12 protein-coding genes and 1 other RNA gene are annotated in these 16951 nt (G+C 66.2%); 6 read left to right on the forward strand and 7 right to left on the reverse strand.

The genetic code is table 11. The features are described from left to right. Nucleotides 1–136 precede the first annotated feature (136 nt). The 3 genes from FDA94_RS24750 to rnpB all read right to left on the reverse strand — a co-directional run bounded on the left by FDA94_RS24750 (nucleotide 137) and on the right by rnpB (nucleotide 6105). Nucleotides 137–4543, reverse strand: a complete 4407-nt coding sequence (locus FDA94_RS24750; protein WP_137249475.1) for a caspase, EACC1-associated type — start codon at nucleotides 4541–4543, stop codon at nucleotides 137–139. After that, complete coding sequence (locus FDA94_RS41595; RefSeq protein WP_425460174.1) at nucleotides 4527–4949, reverse strand: effector-associated constant component EACC1; 423 nt, start codon at nucleotides 4947–4949, stop codon at nucleotides 4527–4529. The genes FDA94_RS24750 and FDA94_RS41595 overlap by 17 nt, the downstream gene beginning before the upstream one ends. Before the next feature lie 761 nt (nucleotides 4950–5710). After that, an RNA gene (gene rnpB, locus FDA94_RS24755) (RNase P RNA component class A) lies at nucleotides 5711–6105 on the reverse strand. Nucleotides 6106–6345: 240 nt separating this feature from the next. On the opposite strand from rnpB, the gene FDA94_RS24760 reads away from it, so the two are divergent. After that, nucleotides 6346–6930 carry a GNAT family N-acetyltransferase gene (locus FDA94_RS24760; RefSeq protein WP_170991106.1) on the forward strand — a complete coding sequence of 195 codons (585 nt, stop codon included), beginning with the start codon at nucleotides 6346–6348 and terminating at the stop codon, nucleotides 6928–6930. On the opposite strand, the gene FDA94_RS24765 is transcribed toward FDA94_RS24760, so the two are convergent. Genes FDA94_RS24765 through FDA94_RS24775 form a run of 3 tightly spaced genes read right to left on the reverse strand, consistent with a single transcriptional unit; the run spans nucleotide 6896 to nucleotide 9734 of the window. Further along, a complete protein-coding gene (locus tag FDA94_RS24765; protein ID WP_137249477.1) occupies nucleotides 6896–8164 on the reverse strand; it encodes a bifunctional RNase H/acid phosphatase in 1269 nt (422 codons plus the stop codon). The genes FDA94_RS24760 and FDA94_RS24765 overlap by 35 nt on opposite strands. Continuing rightward, entirely contained in the window at nucleotides 8161–8901 is a 741-nt protein-coding gene (locus FDA94_RS24770; RefSeq protein WP_137249478.1) for a zinc ribbon domain-containing protein, read from the reverse strand. The genes FDA94_RS24765 and FDA94_RS24770 overlap by 4 nt, the downstream gene beginning before the upstream one ends. A 2-nt stretch (nucleotides 8902–8903) precedes the next feature. After that, complete coding sequence (locus tag FDA94_RS24775; RefSeq protein WP_170991107.1) at nucleotides 8904–9734, reverse strand: Nif3-like dinuclear metal center hexameric protein; 831 nt, start codon at nucleotides 9732–9734, stop codon at nucleotides 8904–8906. Nucleotides 9735–9772: 38 nt separating this feature from the next. Between FDA94_RS24775 and FDA94_RS24780 the strand changes: the two genes are divergently transcribed. Genes FDA94_RS24780 through FDA94_RS24795 form a run of 4 tightly spaced genes read left to right on the forward strand, consistent with a single transcriptional unit; the run spans nucleotide 9773 to nucleotide 14081 of the window. Continuing rightward, a complete protein-coding gene (locus tag FDA94_RS24780; RefSeq protein ID WP_137249479.1) occupies nucleotides 9773–11194 on the forward strand; it encodes a flavin-containing monooxygenase in 1422 nt (473 codons plus the stop codon). Between the two features lie 36 nt (nucleotides 11195–11230). Continuing rightward, nucleotides 11231–12253, forward strand: coding sequence for a dipeptidase (locus FDA94_RS24785; protein WP_137249480.1), 1023 nt, complete (start codon nucleotides 11231–11233; stop codon nucleotides 12251–12253). Then, nucleotides 12250–13353 (forward strand): M20 family metallopeptidase, encoded by a 1104-nt coding sequence (locus tag FDA94_RS24790; RefSeq protein ID WP_212735497.1) that lies wholly within the window; start codon nucleotides 12250–12252, stop codon nucleotides 13351–13353. Before FDA94_RS24785 ends, FDA94_RS24790 begins: the two co-directional genes overlap by 4 nt. Next, nucleotides 13350–14081, forward strand: a complete 732-nt coding sequence (locus FDA94_RS24795; protein ID WP_137249481.1) for a GNAT family N-acetyltransferase — start codon at nucleotides 13350–13352, stop codon at nucleotides 14079–14081. Before FDA94_RS24790 ends, FDA94_RS24795 begins: the two co-directional genes overlap by 4 nt. On the opposite strand, the gene FDA94_RS24800 is transcribed toward FDA94_RS24795, so the two are convergent. Further along, on the reverse strand, nucleotides 14051–15499 hold the full coding sequence (locus FDA94_RS24800) for an AMP-binding protein (RefSeq protein WP_137249482.1): 1449 nt from the start codon (nucleotides 15497–15499) through the stop codon (nucleotides 14051–14053). The two genes, FDA94_RS24795 and FDA94_RS24800, sit on opposite strands and share 31 nt — an antisense overlap. A gap of 126 nt (nucleotides 15500–15625) precedes the next feature. On the opposite strand from FDA94_RS24800, the gene FDA94_RS24805 reads away from it, so the two are divergent. Beyond that, a complete protein-coding gene (locus tag FDA94_RS24805) occupies nucleotides 15626–16945 on the forward strand; it encodes a sensor histidine kinase (RefSeq protein WP_137249483.1) in 1320 nt (439 codons plus the stop codon). The last annotated feature ends 6 nt before the right edge of the window (nucleotides 16946–16951 follow it).

Consider the following 16951-nt stretch of genomic DNA (forward strand, 5'->3'; position numbering starts at 1 on the left):
GTCCTCACACCAGAGTACTTTTAGCCCATTAAATTCACCGACTTTTATAGGCTAGAGATGACTCAATAATCCCCCCAGAAATCAGACTCAGAATCCAGGGAAAAATCTTCTTGGGACCCCGCGCCAGACATTCAGGTCAGCAGGTATCCCGGAATGCGATAGTCGCCGGAATGTAATTCCGCCATTCTTGCTCAGTAAGGCCACCATCGGCTCTGACGCAAACCATTGCAGGTGCATCTTCAATCGTGATATCGATCTCTTTGAGGTTACCAGCGGCCTCCAATGTATAGAGGGTACGGCCGTCAGAACTGAATGACACGGCTATAACGTCACTGCCATAACCGGTAATTGGTACACCTATGAGTGCGTGGGTCTTTACATCCCAGATTCGCACGCTTCGATCCTTACTAGCTGTCGCAATCATGGTTCCATCTGCGGAAAATGCGGCAGCAACGGTCGGTCCAGTGTGGCCCGACAAAGGGGGATTGATCGGTTTCAGTGTTTCTGTATCCCAGAGCCAGACCCGAGCGTCAATAGTGGGACCGATCTGGCCTCCGCAGGAACAGTCGTTCTCACCACGCACTAAGAGGGTACGACCATTAGGACTCACAGCAAGAGCTTCACTGCTTGCCTCCATAGTGGAGCCCTCACCTAGTTCGCTACTTGCTGTGGACGGGTCCCAAATTGTCGTATGGGTCGTATGACTGAGCGCAAGGCGTTTATCGGGAGTCCAAACAAGCGTGGAGACGACAAAAGGAGTGGTGACAATGGTTTGAGAGTTGCGGCGGATGTCCCAAAGTCGCAGATGGAAATCGCGGTCAGAAATTGCCAGAGTATGGCCATCCGGATGGAAGGCAATAGCCATGACTTCGTCCATGTCCTCGTCTCGCTCTGACACGGTGATGCGAGACTTCTCCCGCATGCGGGACACATCAATAAGGGATATCACGTGGTTCGAGCGCACGATTGCCAAGGTCTGCCCGTCAGGTGAGTATGACATGGCCGGTACGCTAACAGCGGGGGGTTGGATCGTGTCCCAATTGACATCCCATGGCCCCTTTATGTCTGCGCCAATCTGTCGACCAGTACTTCGGTCCCATAGTCTGACAGCACTATCCGCCACTGTCGCAACGGTACGTCCATCTGGGCTGAACAGCGCTCCTCGAATGGGGCCACCCAAGGCGCCGGTATGGGCGAGCAGCGACTTGGGACGAGTAAAGGAGCTAACGTCTACGACACGAGAGGTAGCGTCATGACTTCCAATATGCAACGCCGCGTCGTCTCGCATGAGTGCCACAGTATTGATAGAAAATCCGGGATAGGTAAGGCGATGCAATTCGGCCATAGTCTCCGTGTCCCACAATTGAACCGCCCAGCCGTTTGAAGTGACCAGTACGCGGCCGTCCTGGCTGAAGACTCCATCCACAACACCTGGTGAGTCCACTGCACCACTAGCCCAATTTAGCGACCTGGCTTTTACTTTGCCCGTGAGGTCCAGCAACCGAGCGCCCTGGCCAGTCGTCATTACCCACCTCTTATTTGAGCTAATTCGTATGCCATATTCCGTCGGACCGCCATCGTCCCTTTTCATTCGCAGCCTGTATATCCGGGTGGCGGTCGCTCCAATCTTGTACACATCAACATTCCTGCCGTTGACCAATGCCACTAGATCGCCTGCTGCATTTGTGTCAATACGCTGGACTTGAGTGGGTAAACCAGGTACTGGCGTTACGTCAGGCAGTCGAATGAGAGTCTCCTCAGCCTGTTTACCTATAGAGGCACCGAATTTTTCTGATGCCACGAGACGAATGACACCTGATGGCTCGGCCATTATCTGGCCGCTTCTGGAGTTCCACACCATGCTGCGATTCGCACCACTATCATCACCAAAGGTTGCTCCCACTAATTGTCCATCGTGGCTAAGAGTTGTCTCAGCCACATCCTGATTCACATGCAGCGTTCTTCTTAAGCGGCGAGCCCTTAGGTCCCAGATTTGTATGTTGTGGCCGACGACCACCGCCCCAGTGGATCCATCTCCGCTAAATTTTGCACGATTGGTGGTGGCGAGTGTAAATACCGACAGTTCTGGTTGCAGCAAAGACCCGAGCAACGCTGATCGGGTCTCCGCTGTAGCACTGATGGCATAAGCGGCTAAGGTAAGCCGCATAGCCGTGAGGGGATCTGATTGGCGGAGTTGTGAAGCTGCAGCTGTTACGTTGCTGCTCTCAGCGACATCACGCTGAAGGTTGGCCTCGCGACGAAGATTATCGGCCAAAATGACTAGGCCGATGCTGATGATAAACAAGAGCGTTAAGCCGATGATGGCTGCAGTACGCAAACGCCCTCTCGTGAGGGTCGCCGCATGCTCAATGGCCTCGAGGCTGACGCTGGCATCTAGGAATTCCTGAGCTAAAGTTCCCAAAGCGTCGCGGCGTCCCGCGTGTCCAGCCCAGTCAACAATGAGGGCTAGGCGGCTGCCTCGGTAGAGGCTGCCAGAGTCGCGGCCGTCAGCGTTCCATATGCGGGCAGCCTCAATCAGCTCTTGCTGAACGAGTAGGCCAGCTCTATCTGCGTCGATCCAGGAACGGAGAGATGGCCAGGCGTAAATTAGCGCCTCATGGGTGATCTCGACGACTCCGTTGTCCACAGTGATGAGCCGAGCGTCGTCGGCAGCGAAGCAGTCGATCAACTTCACAACTTCGTCCTCGGCCTGCGGCAACTCCGCTAAAAGTTGTTCGCGACTAACCCGCCTGCGGGTATCTTCTGTTCCCTCACTGACGTGAACGAGACGCAAGAAAAACGGCCGGGCGAGTGCACGCGTAGGTTCGTCGAGCTGGCGCAGTACTCGATCTGCGGTGTGGGCGAGTGCACCCTGAATTCTGCCAGTCTCAATATAGGATGCAACGGTTAGCAACCGACTTTCACTCTGTCGCCAAGTCGCCCGAAGGGCGTGTGAGAGAAGTGGCAGCCGACCCGCTTCATATGACCCACCATCCTCACGACTACCAAGGTCTCGAAGCAATAAATCGGTGAGTCCTGGCTCCATCTCTAGCTCGACAACGTTAGCCGGACGCTCGATCACCGCACGTACTTCCGTACTGGTCATCGGTCCGATGACAATGGGGTGCGCCAACGTGCGGGCAAGTTCAGGGTAGTCGGCGCAACGTCCGAGGAAGTCGGCACGCATCCCCAGCAGTACTGACGCGGCCGACCCTGCAGCGTGTAACGCACGAATGAAGGCATGTCGGCGTGACTTATCCCCGCATTCGGTAAATATCTCTTCGAACTGATCGACCACAACAAGTAGGTGTCCAGGCACGGTCTTATGTGGATCAGCGGCGCCGGCCGCCTCCTGCCATACAGCCGCCGCCTCATCAGCGCTGAGCGCGAGCCGTGTAGCCAACTCATGAGAGGAGCCAGCCGTCAGCGGAGCTAGGCGCGATGCTAAAACGGTCACCGGATCATTCGATGGCGTGAGTACGAGCCGTTGCCACCCGACTGCACCTTGGATATTGAGCTCGCCACGCGCCACAGCAGGTAGAAGGCCGGCACGGAGGAGCGATGTCTTGCCCGATCCCGATGCTCCTATAACCAGGAGAGGGCCAGAGGCGTCGTCGTAACAGGCACTAACTCGTCTGCATAGCTCGGCCGTGAGCTTTTCTCGACCGAAGAACCAAGCGCTGTCCGCTTCGGTGAACGACGTCAATCCGGGATAGGGGCAAAGGCCATCCATCGAGGGCATTGCGTGGTCGGATGATTCAGCTCTGGTCTCGGCACTGAGCTGGCGAGCTGGATTCCTCATGAGAATTAGGTCGCCAGCCATTCCGGTCGACTTCCGCCTCGGTCGAGGGCAGCCAGCTGCGGGCAGCACCCGGCTTAAGTACCGGAAGACGTGGTTCAGTGTCAAATTCTTAGGCCCAGCGGGGTCACCGTTGCTGAGCAAGCGGATCAGAGCGCCAAGGAAGGCAGTATTGGTGGCACCAACGGGCGCGAGTGCTAGTTCGTTGTGGCCCGCAGAGGTAAGTACGAAGGCGCCGGAGATTTCGGTCAGTTCAGCGATCTCTTCGGAGTCGCTCAATGACCCCACCGCCCGGCCGGAGAAGCAACAGTCCAGGATCACGATTTTCACACGCGCCGGACTGTCTAGCACGAACTGCCGAAGATAGTCGTAGGACCACGCGGTGTATTCATGTCTTTCGTCTCTACCACTTTCTCGGGTAGCTAGATGCAAGCCTCCCCGTTCAGTTAATAGGCCGTGTCCAACAAAGCTGACCATCAGCACGTCCGCTGCCCGCTCCGTGACGGACTGCAGCGCGTTTCCGAACTCCCTATTGTCCGCAGGATTAAGGAGTGTTTGGATTCGATCTCGCGGTACGCGGCAATGCCGAACTAGTGCCTCAGTTAGATCAGAGAGTGTATGAGGTACCGCCAACACGTCTGGCAGTCGCGATCCGGGGAGATGCAGAGATGTGCCTACAAGCAAGATCTCAGCGTTCGCAAGACCAAAGAATTTCTCTTTTTGATCATCAGCCAGTTGTGTCATCGCCCTGTTCCACTGCCGAGGGCCTTTCAGGGCTGCCAGCTAACCACTTATTCAGCTCCGAGGTGAGGCTACTAAGAACAGTTGCGTCTAACGAGCGGACCCGTTGTGCCGAGATATCAATTTTGGCGCCATCGTCGCGTTGAATGGTGATTCTCGTATTACCAGTACGGTGGCGGATCCATGTGATGACGGTGGCAGATAGAATGGTCAAAGCCCCGCCAGGGGCAAGCACCAGCGTAAGCACTTCCACTAAACTGCCCAGATATCCCGACGACACAGCCGGCTCTTCTGTTCTGACGTGCCCACCCAACTCCTCCTCGGCAGCTAGCCACGCGCGCAGACTGTGAGCATCTCCTCCGGCGCCATCAACTGGCACTAGTACAGTGATAGTTGCCATACCGACCATCCTTCGTCCTCCATAGGCGTCCTGAGTCACCCCACACCCATCCCATCATCAGAAATCGTTCGAGTAAAGATAACGTTTGGCCCGAAGTTGGCACCAAAGAAGTTGGGATTCCAGATCACCTCTCCTTCAATTTCCATGTTTTGCTGCTAATCACTGGAATTGCTTGTTACAGAAATGGTCTAGTGAGCCTTTTGAGGTCGCTTGTCCTAATGGAGTGCGGGGGACTGCAGCGACTCTGTAGATGTGATCGCTAGCCCCCCTCGGAACGGCTCGTGATTGACGCCTCTTCGAGGCGGTTGTGACGAGCCGTTCGTCGATTAGCCCGGGTGCTTCTGAGACATGCGTCGCTGAATGCAGACGAACAGGTTGATTTCGGTCAATCCAGCGCACGGAATCGACTGGCGAGGCGACGCCTCGCCCTCGCTAGCAGTGACCCCACAGCTTAGGGTCTTCGCATACTGGCAAGACGCTGTTCCTGAGCCTCACTCGGACCCAGTAAATGCCCGCAAGTCATAGGTTGCGGCCCGGGACGGTAAGTTGGTCCGACATGGTCGGCGAGCCATGCGGTGGCTCCAGATCTGCTCCAGTCGGCCGCGAGTGTATGCAGTGACACTCGATCCGAGGCATCTTGGCAGCGACTCGCCGCACTCGATTTCTTATTCTCTTGCCTCTAGATCACTGGCACTGTGCCCGAATTGTGCCCTCTAGGTTGTTGGATCATGCCCGGAGGGCACACCCATGCAGGTCAGAAGCCTGCAAGGCGGACGAGTCGGCCTATAGGCCGGGTTCTGTGGTCATCGCTGACCGACGGCCATCCATCTAGGGCCACGATTGCTCGTGGTCTCAAGCGGTCTACCCGCGCACCATCGGACGGGCAGTCCTCAAGCGGCGCGCGCGGGAACCCGAAAGTCCCCTTCTTGACCTTGCTCCGGGTGGGGTTTACCTAGCCGCCCCCGTCACCGGGGGCGCTGGTGGTCTCTTACACCACCGTTTCACCCTTACCTCCCCCGTAAGGGAAAGGCGGTCTGTTCTCTGTGGCACTGTCCCGCGGGTCACCCCGGGTCGGCGTTACCGACCACCCTGCCCTGTGGAGCCCGGACCTTCCTCGGCGGAACCCCCGTGACAGGAGTTCCGACGCGGCCGTCCGGCCGGCTCGTCCGCCGTACGTCCAACCCTATCGGCTCTCCAAGCCCCCGTTGTGGCCCACTCCAAGTGGCCCATCGGCCAGCAGGGAGACGAGCTGCGGAAACACGAAGTGGCCCCCCGCCAAGTGGCCCGATTCTCAAGTCCACCCCAACCGTCCGGCAAGCGGCTGCGCGTCCAATGTCACAGAACGTGGTCGCGGATGCGGCTACACAAGGTGTCGCCACGATATCCACAGGGGGGTAGTCGAACGATGAACGCCACGAACCGGCCGCCGAGAGGGCCACGGCCGATCCGGGTCGGTCAGCAGGCCCATCCACGCCTCAGGGTCGACGGGATCGACCTGGTCACGCGGCCCATGACGCTGGACGACGCCCAGGGCGTACGGGAGATGCACGAACGGTGTTCCCCGGAGTCGCTGCGGTCCCGTTACTTCGGGCCGGTGCCCCGGCTGAGTGACGCGGTCATGCGGCTGTTCACCGATCCGGAGCGGGGGACCACGCTGGTCACGCAGGTCTCCGGCGAGGGGGGCATCGTCGCGATGACGAACCTCATGGACCTCGCGCCCGGGGAGGCCGAGGTGGCGATGCTGGTCGAGGATCGCTGGCAGGGGCGGGGGCTCGGGCGGGTGCTGATGGGATGTGCGCTGGCTCTCGCGCCGTCGAGGCGGGTGCGGGTGATCACCGCCAGTGTGTACGCCGCCAACACGCGCATGCTGTCGATTCTCGAAGGCGCGGGGGCCGAGAAGCCGTCGATGACCGGGCTGATCCTCGACGTCCGGCTCCCGCTCGCCTCCTCCGACGTCAGCGCTGGAGCGACAGGTGGGCCGTGTCGTTGAAGACGCGCAGGACCGACGGGCCGTCGCTGTAGTAGTCGATCGCCGACAGGCAGGCCAGGTCGAGGTGCATCCGGTAGAGCGCTTCGGGGGGCGCGTTGAGGGCGTACCGGACCAGGAGTTTGATCGGGGTCACGTGGGAGACCAGCAGCACGGTCTCGCCGGGGTGACCGGCCAGGATGCGTTCTCTGGCCCGTTGCACGCGGTGGCCGGCCGCCTGGAAGCTCTCGCCTCCCGGCGGGGCCACCGCCGGGTCGGCCAGCCAGGCGTTCATCTCGTGGGGCCAGCGGTCTCTGATCTCGGCGAAGGTGCGGCCCTCCCACGCGCCGAAGTCGGTCTCGCGCAGGTCTTCGTCGACGTGGACGCGCAGGCCGGTGGCCTTGGCCACGGCTTCGGCCGTCTGGCGGGCGCGGCCGAGCGGGGAGGAGACGATCGCGTCGAGCTTCGCGCCGGCCAGGCGGGCGGCGGCCTTCTCGGCCTGGGCCTCGCCCAGCTCGGTGAGGGGCGGGTCGCCCAGGCCGGAGAAGCGCTTCTCGACCGAGAGGGCGGTCTGGCCGTGGCGCAGCAGGACCAGCGTGGTGGCCACGCGGGTGGCGCCGGTCCACGGATTTCCCGTCTTTCCCGACGTGCTCGTCGAAACGGAACCGGGCCGCGAGCCGGAGAGAGAGCCGTCTAGAAGATCCGTCTCAGCAGTCGGGCCAGCAGCCGTCTCAGCAGGCTCCTCCGGCGGCCCGTCCGCAGCCTGACCCTCGTCTTTCCGCGCCGGATCCGGATCCGCGTCGACGAACCGCGTCGTCGTATGCGTACTCGTACTCGTCCATTTTTCGCCACGTGCCGCCGCATCCATCGCTTGGTTGGCCAGGCCGTCGGCGTGGGTGTTGCGTTCGCGGGGGATCCACGTCCACGTCACGCGGAAGCGGCGCGCCAGGGCGGCCGCCTCGGTGGCCAGGGGCCGGAGGCCTTCGTTCTTGATCTTCCAGCGGCCGGCCATCTGCTCGATGACCAGCTTCGAGTCCATGCGGACCTCGACCGGGACGCCGTCGAGGCCGAGGCCCGACAGCGCGGTCAGGCCGGCGATGAGGCCCCGGTATTCGGCCACGTTGTTGGTGGTCACGCCGATCGACTCGGCGGCCTCGGCGACGACCGTGCCGTCGGGGGCGAAGACGACCGCGCCGTAGCCCGCCGGGCCCGGGTTGCCCCGGGAGCCGCCGTCGGCCTCGATGGAGTAGCTCGTCACAGGCCCGACTCGTTGGTGCGGACGAGGATCCGGCGGCACTCCTCACACCGCACGACCTCGTCGGGCTTGGCGGCCCTGATGGCGTTCAGGTCGGCGATCGACATGGTGGTGCGGCAGCCGAGGCAGCGGCCACCGTGGAGGAGGGCGGCGCCCACGCCGCTCGACTCGCGCAGCTTCTCGTAGAGGGCCAGCAGGTCGGCGGGGATCTCCCCGGCGATCGCCTTGCGGCGGGCGGTGACTTCGGAGCCGTCCTTGTCGATCTCGGCGAAGGCGGTGTCGCGGCGGCTCTCGGCGCCGACCAGGTCGGCGGTGATGGTCTCGCGCTCGGCGCGCAGGGCGTCGACGCGGGCGTCGGCCGTCTCGCGGCGTTCCATGATCTCCAGGACGACCTCTTCGAGGTCGCCCTGCCTGCGGTGCAGGGAGGCGATCTCGGACTGGAGGCCGGCCAGGTCGCGCGGGGAGGACACCGCGCCGGAGTCGAGGCGCTTCTGGTCGCGCTCGGCCCGCTGGCGGACGGCGTCGACGTCGGACTCGGCCTTCGACTGCTCGCGGCCCAGGTCGGTGGCCTCGGTCTCGGCGGCGATGATCTGGGTGGCGATCTGGGCCAGGCGTTTGCTCAGGTCGTCGATGCCGGCCAGTTCGGGGAGGGTGCGGCGGCGGTGACGGAGCCGGTCGAGGGCTGCGTCTTGCTCAGCCAGGTCAAGGAGGCGCTTCTGTGCGTCCGGTGCGGCTTTCATCCCTATCCTCGCTGTGCTGTTGTGGTCCAGGCGTCGGTGACCCTCTCGGAGACGCGCGCCTCCACATTATTGCCCGTCGCCGCGAGAGCCTGGGTCAGCCTTTCTGCGGCATCGGTGAGCCAGGGCCACTCCGTCGCCCAGTGGGCGGCGTCGATCAGGGCGGGGCCGTCGTCCTCGGCGTACTCGCTCGCCGGGTGGTGGCGCAGGTCGGCGGTGAGGAACACGTCGACGGCGGCCCGCCTGGCCGCTCTGAGCAGGGAGTCTCCGGCGCCGCCCGAGACGGCGACGGTCTTGACCAGGCGGTCGGGGTCGCCGGAGACGCGCAGGCCCCCGGACGTCCGGGGCAGGCCGTGGGCGGCCAGGGCGGCGAACTTGGCCAGCGTCATCGACACCGGGAGCTGCCCCACCCGGCCGAGGCCCATGCGGGGGCGGTCGGGCAGCGGGGCGAGCGGGCGGAGCGGGCCGGTCAGGCCGACCGCGCGGGCCAGCGCGTCGGAGACGCCGGGGTCGGCGACGTCGGCGTTGGTGTGGGCGGTGTAGAGGCCGACGTTCGCCCTGATCAGGCGGTGGACGATGCGGCCCTTGGCGGTGGTGGCGGCGACCGAGGTGACGCCCTTGAGGTAGAGCGGGTGGTGCGTGACGATCAGGTCGGCGCCCCAGTCGAGGGCCTCCTCGGCCACGGCGGTCACCGGGTCGACGGCGAACAGCACCTTCCCCACCGGCTGGGCGGGGTCGCCGCAGACGAGGCCGACGGCGTCCCACGACTCCGCGGTGGCGGGGTCGTAAGCCGACTCCAGCGTGCGAATGACCGTTTGCAGGGTGGTCTCAGTCACCCTGGGAGGTTACCGGCCCCCGGGTTAGCGTGGTCTCCATGCGCGTCGCCATCGTCGGAGCCGGGTTCGGCGGCCTGTGCATGGCCGTGAAGCTGACTCGCAGCGGGATCCCCCACGTCGTCTTCGAGAAGGGCGCCGGGGTCGGCGGGACCTGGCGTGACAACACCTATCCGGGGGCGGGCTGCGACATCCCCTCGCACCTGTACTCCTACTCGTTCGACCCCTACTGCGACTGGTCGCGGCGCTATCCGGGGCAGCCGGAGATCCTCGCCTACCTGGAGATGATCGCGGCCAAGCACGGGATCCGGCCCCGGTTCGGCACCGAGGTGACCGAACTCGCCCACGACGGCGCCGGCTGGCTCGTGGTCACGCCCGGCTCGGTCGAGCGGTTCGACGTGGTGGTCACCGCCGTCGGGCAGCTCAACCGGCCGCACGTGCCCGACATCGCGGGCGCCGGGTCCTTCGCGGGCGACGCCTTCCACTCGGCCCGCTGGGCGGGCCGCGACCTCACGGGGCAGCGGGTCGCCGTCATCGGCACGGGCTCCTCCGCCGCCCAGCTCATCCCGCCGGTGGCCGAGACCGCCGGGCACGTGGACGTCTACCAGCGCACGCCCAACTGGGTGCTGCCGAAGGCCGACGCCGAGTTCGCGCCGCTGACCAGGGCGATGTTCCGATGGGTGCCGGGGGCGCATCGGGCGTACCGGCGATGGTTCTTCGGCTACGTCGAGAAGACGCTCTGGCCGGCCCTGGTCGGCGGGTGGAGCACCGACCTCGTCCGGCAGAAGGCGCTCGCGCACCTGCGCCGCCAGGTCCCCGATCCCGGGCTCCGCCGCGCGCTGACCCCCGGCTATCCGCCCGGCTGCAAGCGGGTGGTCTTCGACAGCCTCTTCTATCCGGCGCTGACCAGGCCGAACGTCGACCTGGTCACCGAGCCGATCGTGCGGATCGCCCCCGAAGGGGTGGAGACGCCCTCCGGGCTCAGAAGAGCCGACACGATCGTGTACGCCACCGGCTTCCACTCCACCGAATTCCTCCTGCCGATGACCGTCACCAACGCCGACGGCCGCGACCTGCACGACCAGTGGAAGGACGGCGCCGAGGCCTACCTGGGCCTGGCCGCCCCCGGCTTCCCCAACCTCTTCTTCCTGTACGGCCCCAACACCAACCTCGGCCACAACTCCATCGTCTACATGCTGGAGGCCCAGGTCAGGTACGTCATGGGCTGCCTCGACCTGATCGCCCGGAGAGGCCGGATGGAGGTGACGGAGGGGGCGATGTCGGCGTACACGAGTGCTCTGAACAGGGCTCTGGCCGCCACGGTCTGGAGCCGCGACTGCCACAGCTGGTACAAGACCGCCGACGGGAAGATCACCAACAACTGGCCCCGGACCGCCCGCGAGTACCGCCGAATCACCCGGCGTCCCAGGCCAGGGGCATACAAGTTCGGGGCGGGGCGGTAACGTCCGGTAGACGCTTTCCCCGGAAGGAGCCCCGCCATGCTGCACTTCGACGCGGTGGTGGCCGACACCCACAACGACCTCCTGATGGCCGTGGCCGCACGCCCCCCGAAACACTGGGCCCGGTACTTCCGCGACACCTGGCTCCCCCAGCTCACCGAGGGCGGAGTGGACCTCCAGGTCCTGCCGGTGTTCATCGACGACTGGTACCGCCCCGAGGGCGCCCTGCGGCAGACCCTCCGCATGATCGAGGCCGCCCATGTGATCGCCGCCGAGGTCGACGAGGTGCGCCTGTGCCTCGACGGCGACGACATCTCCGCCGCCCTGTCCGACGAGAAGATCGCGCTGGTCCTGGCCATGGAGAGCATGCCCGGCCTCGACTCCAGCGTGGAGCTCATCCCGACGCTCCACCGGCTCGGCGTGCGGGTGGCCTCGATCGCGCACTGGGGCCGCACCCCCCTGGCCGACGGCAGCGGGGAGGACGCCACCGGCTCCCGGCTGACGGCGGCGGGGGTCGAGGCCCTGGCGACCATGGAAGACCTCGGGATCGTCTTCGACGTCTCCCACCTGGGCGCCTCCGGCGTCGCCCACGTGCTGGAGCTGGCCCGGCGGCCGGTGATGGCGACCCACTCGTCGGCGCGGGCCCTGCTCGACCACCACCGGAACCTGACCGACGACCAGCTGCGCGGCGTCGCCGCCACGGGCGGCGTGATCTGCGTGAACTTCCTCCCGGCGTTCCTCACCGAGCATCCGCGCAAGGTCACGGTCGACGACCTGGTCGACCACATCGCCCACATCGCCTCGGTGGCCGGCATCGAGCACGTGGGGCTCAGCCCCGACTTCATCCGCGAGGTCCTCCACGACGTGACCCCGCCCTGCTGCGAAGCCGCCCCGTCGGGCCTCGACGTCGACGCGGTCATCCCCGACCTCGACGGCCCGCGCGGCCTGCCGCTGGTGACCGAGGCGCTGGAGAAGCACGGCTTCTCCCCCGAGGAGATCCGGCTGATCCTGGGCGAGAACGTGCTGCGCCTGTTCCGCGCCGAACTGGGGGTCCGCCGGTGAGCCTCGACCAGATGATCGACGACCTGGAGGAACTGGTCGGCTGCGAGTCGTTCTCCGCCGACCACGCGGCGGTGGCGAAGAGCGCCGAGGTGGTCGCCGAGGTCGGCACCCGGCGGCTGGGCGCCGCTCCCGAGCGGGTGACCATCCGGGGGGTGTCGCACCTGCGGTGGACCTTCGGGCAGCCGCGCGTGCTGCTGCTCGGCCACCACGACACGGTGTGGCCGGTCGGCACCCTGCGCGACATGCCGTGGAGCTGCCGCGACGGCGTCGCCCGCGGCCCCGGCGTCTTCGACATGAAGGCCGGCCTGGTGCAGCTCTTCCACGCCCTGTCCGGCCTGCCCTCCCTCGACGGGGTGTCGGTGCTGGTCGTCGGCGACGAGGAGCTCGGCTCCCCCACCTCGCAGCCGCTGATCGAGGAGTCGGCCCGGGGCCTGTCCGCCGCGTTCGTCCTGGAGGCGAGCGCCGACGGCGGGGCGTTGAAACTGGCCCGCAAGGGCATCTCCCGGTACGAACTCCTGGTGCACGGGCGAGCGGCCCACGCCGGCCTCGAACCCGAGAAGGGCGCCAACGCCGGCATCGAGCTGGCCCACCAGATCATCGCCATCACCCGGATCGCCGGGAACGTCTCGTCGTCGTCCCGCCCCGGCTCGCTCTCGGTGACCCCGACATTGATGTCGGCCGGGACGTCCACGAACACGATCCCCGCCCTCGGACGGGTGGCCATCGACGTGCGCGTGCCCGACGTGGCCTCGCAGCAGCGGGTCGACGAGCTGATGCGGGCCCTGACCCCCGTCCTCGACGGCACCCGACTGGAGCTGCTGGGCGGCCCGAACCGCCCGCCGTTCGACGGAACCGCCTCCGCCGCCCTGTTCGAGCGCGCCGTGGAGATCGCCGCCTCGCTGGGGATGCCCCCGCTGACCGGGGTCTCCGTCGGCGGCGCCTCCGACGGGAACTTCACCGCCGGGGTCGGCACCCCCACCCTCGACGGGCTGGGCGCCCTCGGCGGCGGGGCGCACGCCCCCGAGGAGCACGTCCTGGTCGAACACATGCCCGTGCGGGCCCGGCTGCTGACGGAACTGGTGCGGTCGGTGCTGGCGTGATCGTGCGGGAACTGACCACCCTGGCCGAGTTCGAGGCCCTCTACGGGGTGTTCGACGCGATCTGGCGGCCCGATCCCACCAACCCTCCGGTGACCGTCGAGCTGATGCGGGCCTTCTCCCACTCCGGGAACTACGTGGCGGGGGCGTTCGTCGAGGGGCGGCTGGCCGGGGGGTCGGTGGGGTTCTGCGCGCCTCCCCGGGAGGCGTCGTTGCACTCCCACGTGACCGGGGTGGTCGCGCCCGGGGCCGGGCTGGCGCTCAAGCGGCACCAGCGGTCGTGGGCGCTGGACCGGGGGATCTCGACCATCACGTGGACCTTTGATCCGCTCGTCCGGCGCAACGCCTACTTCAACCTGGTGAAGCTGGGGGCGCGGCCGGAGAGGTACTACGAGAACTTCTACGGGGCGATGGGCGACGAGGTGAACGCGGGCGACGAGTCCGACCGGGCGCTGGCGGTCTGGCGGCTCGCCGATCCCGGCCCGGCCGACGAGGGGTTGGAGGCGGCGGTCGCCGTCGCCGACGGTCCCGTCGTGAACGAGGTCTCCTCGCCCGTCGTGCTGATCCGGCTGCCGGAGGACATCGAGCGGCTGCGGCGGGATGACCCGGTCCTGGCCAAGCGGTGGCGGATGGCCGTCCGGGAGGAATTGGGCGGACGGCTCCAAAACGGGTGGCGGGTGACCGGGTTCCGCGACGGCGGCTACGTGCTGCGGTCGCCCTCGGCCAGGTAGGCCGTCCTGACCTTGGTCCGCGACAGCTTCCCCGTCGGCGTCCGGGGCAGGTCGTCCCGGAACTCGATCACCCTCGGGTGCTTGAACCTGGCCAGCCGGGGCCCCAGGTGCTCCCTGAGCTCCTCCTCCGTCACCTTCTCCGCCGGCTGGACGAGCGCCACCACCGCGTGCCCCCACTCCTCGTCGGGCACGCCGATCACCGCCGCGTCCGCCACGCCGGGGTGTGAGAGCAGGGCGGCCTCGATCTCGGCGGGGTAGATGTTCACGCCGCCGCTCACGATCAGGTCCGTCCGCCGGTCGAGCAGGAAGAGGTACCCGTCGGGGTCGAGGTAGCCGATGTCGCCGGGGGCGTACCATTCGCCGCGTTTGGAGGCGGCGGTCTTGGCCGGGTCCTTGCGGTATTCGAAGGTGCCCAGCGACGACTTCACGTAGATCATTCCGGGCTCGCCGGGCGGGAGCTCCTCGCCGTCCTCGTCGAGGATGCGGGCCTTGGTGCCGGGGACGGGGCGGCCGACCGTGCCGGGGTGGGCGAGCCACTCGTCGGGTTTCACGGCGAAGGCGATGGTCGACTCGGTCGAGCCGTAGTACTCGTAGAGGACCGGGCCGAACCACTCCATCATCGCCTGTTTCACCGGTACGGGGCAGGCGGCGGCCGTGTGGGTGACCTGGCGCAGCGAGGAGACGTCGAAGCGCTCCCTGGTCTCGGCCGGGAGGCGGAGCATGCGGTGGAACATGGTCGGGACCATCATCGTGTCGGTCACCCGGTGGCGTTCGATCAGTTCCAGCACGGGTTCGGGGTCGAACCTCGGGGCGATGACGACCGTGTGGCCCAGGTGGAGGGCGAACTGGGCGTGCGCGCAGGGGGCCGAGTGGTACATCGGCGAGGTCACCAGGTGCACGCCGTCGCCCGGCCGCAGGTCGAGCACCTGGTCGATGAACCACAGGTAGAGCGGCAGGACCTCTTCGGGGGTCTTGGACGTCCGGGGCCGCTGGACGCCCTTCGGGAAGCCCGTGGTGCCGCTCGTGTACCACATGACCTGGCCGTACGTCCGGTCGGGCGGGTCGGTGACCGGGTTGCCCAAAGCCAGGGCGGCGACGTCCTCCGGGGTCCGGACGACCAGTTTCGCGTCGCTGTCGGTGACGATGTAGCCGATCTCGGCCTCGGTCAGGTGCCAGTTGACCGGCACGTAGTAGAGGCCCGTCTGGCCGGTGGCCAGGAGCATGACGAGGGCGTCCAGGCCGTTGCGTAGCGTGCCCGCGACGACGTCGCCGGCGGACAGGCCCTGGTCGCGCAGGCCGTGGGAGACCTGGTTGGCGAGGGCGAGCAGTTCCCCGGCGCGGACCTCCGTGCCGTCGACGTCGATCACCGCGAGGCGGTCGGGGTCCGTCCGGGCGATCAGGTAGAAGCTCGGGTCCATACATCGAGCATTACGCCAGACGACCTGTTTGCCCAGCCTTGACCACCTTGAGTAGCCGGGATCCGACTTTCTGTGATCATCTGGGACATCAGGGGGAACAGGTTGTTCGGATGGCGCCGATGGTCGATGCGGGGCCGGTTGACGTTCGTCGCCGGTCTGGTCATGACGCTTCTGTGCCTGGCCGTGCTGGCGACCGCCCTCATCGGACTGCGGGGGCTGGCGAACCAGTACAACGTCGACCGGATCGTGCGGGTCACCCTCAAGACCATCCACATGCTGAAGAACGACCAGATCCCGTCCGTGCTGCCGTCCCAGGGCATCGCCGGGGTGCAGGTGATCCGGCCCGACGGGTCCGTGGAGTCCTCCAGCGTGCTGCTGCAGGGCAAGCCGCGGATGGCGTTCTTCCAGCCGCCCGACACGACCGTGCGGCAGGACATGGTCCACTGCGACTCCACACTGTGGCCCGACCAGTGCATGGTGATCGTCGCCATCCGCGTCTACAGCCCCAACGGCGACTACCTGATCTACGCCGCCGACCCGGTGGTGCCCTGGTACGTCGACCCGAGGGTCGACCTGCTGCTGTTCCTCGGCGCGGGGCTCATCGTCGCGGTGACGACCTTCGGCACGTACCTGCTGGTGGGCAGGGCGCTGCGGCCGGTCGACGCGATCAGCGAGGAGCTCGCCACGATCACCGCCAGCGACCTGGACCACCGGGTGCCGGTGCCCAGGAACCACGACGAGATCCGCCGCCTGGCCGAGACCGCCAACGCCACCCTCGACCGCCTGGAGGAGGCCGTCGAGCAGCAGCGCCGCTTCGCCTCCGACGCCTCCCACGACCTGCGCAGCCCCCTGACCGCCATGCGCGCCGAGGTCGAGGGCGCCCTCCTCGACGTCGAGACGGCCGACTGGGAACACACCGGCGAGGCCATCCTCGGGAGCATCGACCGCCTCCAGGCCCTGGTGGACGACCTGCTCCAGATCGCCCGCCTCGACTCGGGCGCCCCCGGGCGGATGGACCCCGTCGACCTGGCCCACCTCGCCGCGACGGAGATCGACCGGCGCAGGCGCCGGGTGCGGATCATCCGGGAACTGCAGCCCGGCGTGATCATCATGGGCGACCGGCTGCGGCTCGCCCGGGTGCTGACCAACCTGCTCGACAACGCCGAACGACACGCCAACTCGGTCGTCGTCGTCAAGGTCTACGAGGAGGCGGGCTGCGGCGTGCTGGAGGTCCTGGACGACGGGGCCGGGGTCCCCCACGACAAGCGCGAGCACGTCTTCCAGCGGTTCACCCGCCTCGACGCCGCCCGCTCCCGCGACGCCGGCGGGACCGGCCTCGGGCTCGCCATCGCCCGGCAGATCTGCGAGGGCCACGGCGGCACCCTCGGCATCGAGGACAGCGTGAAAGGCGCCCGGTTCGTACTGCGAATCCCCGTGTCGCGCTAGGGTTCC

Source organism: Herbidospora galbida, from assembly GCF_005233835.1.
Lineage (GTDB): Bacteria > Actinomycetota > Actinomycetes > Streptosporangiales > Streptosporangiaceae > Herbidospora > Herbidospora galbida.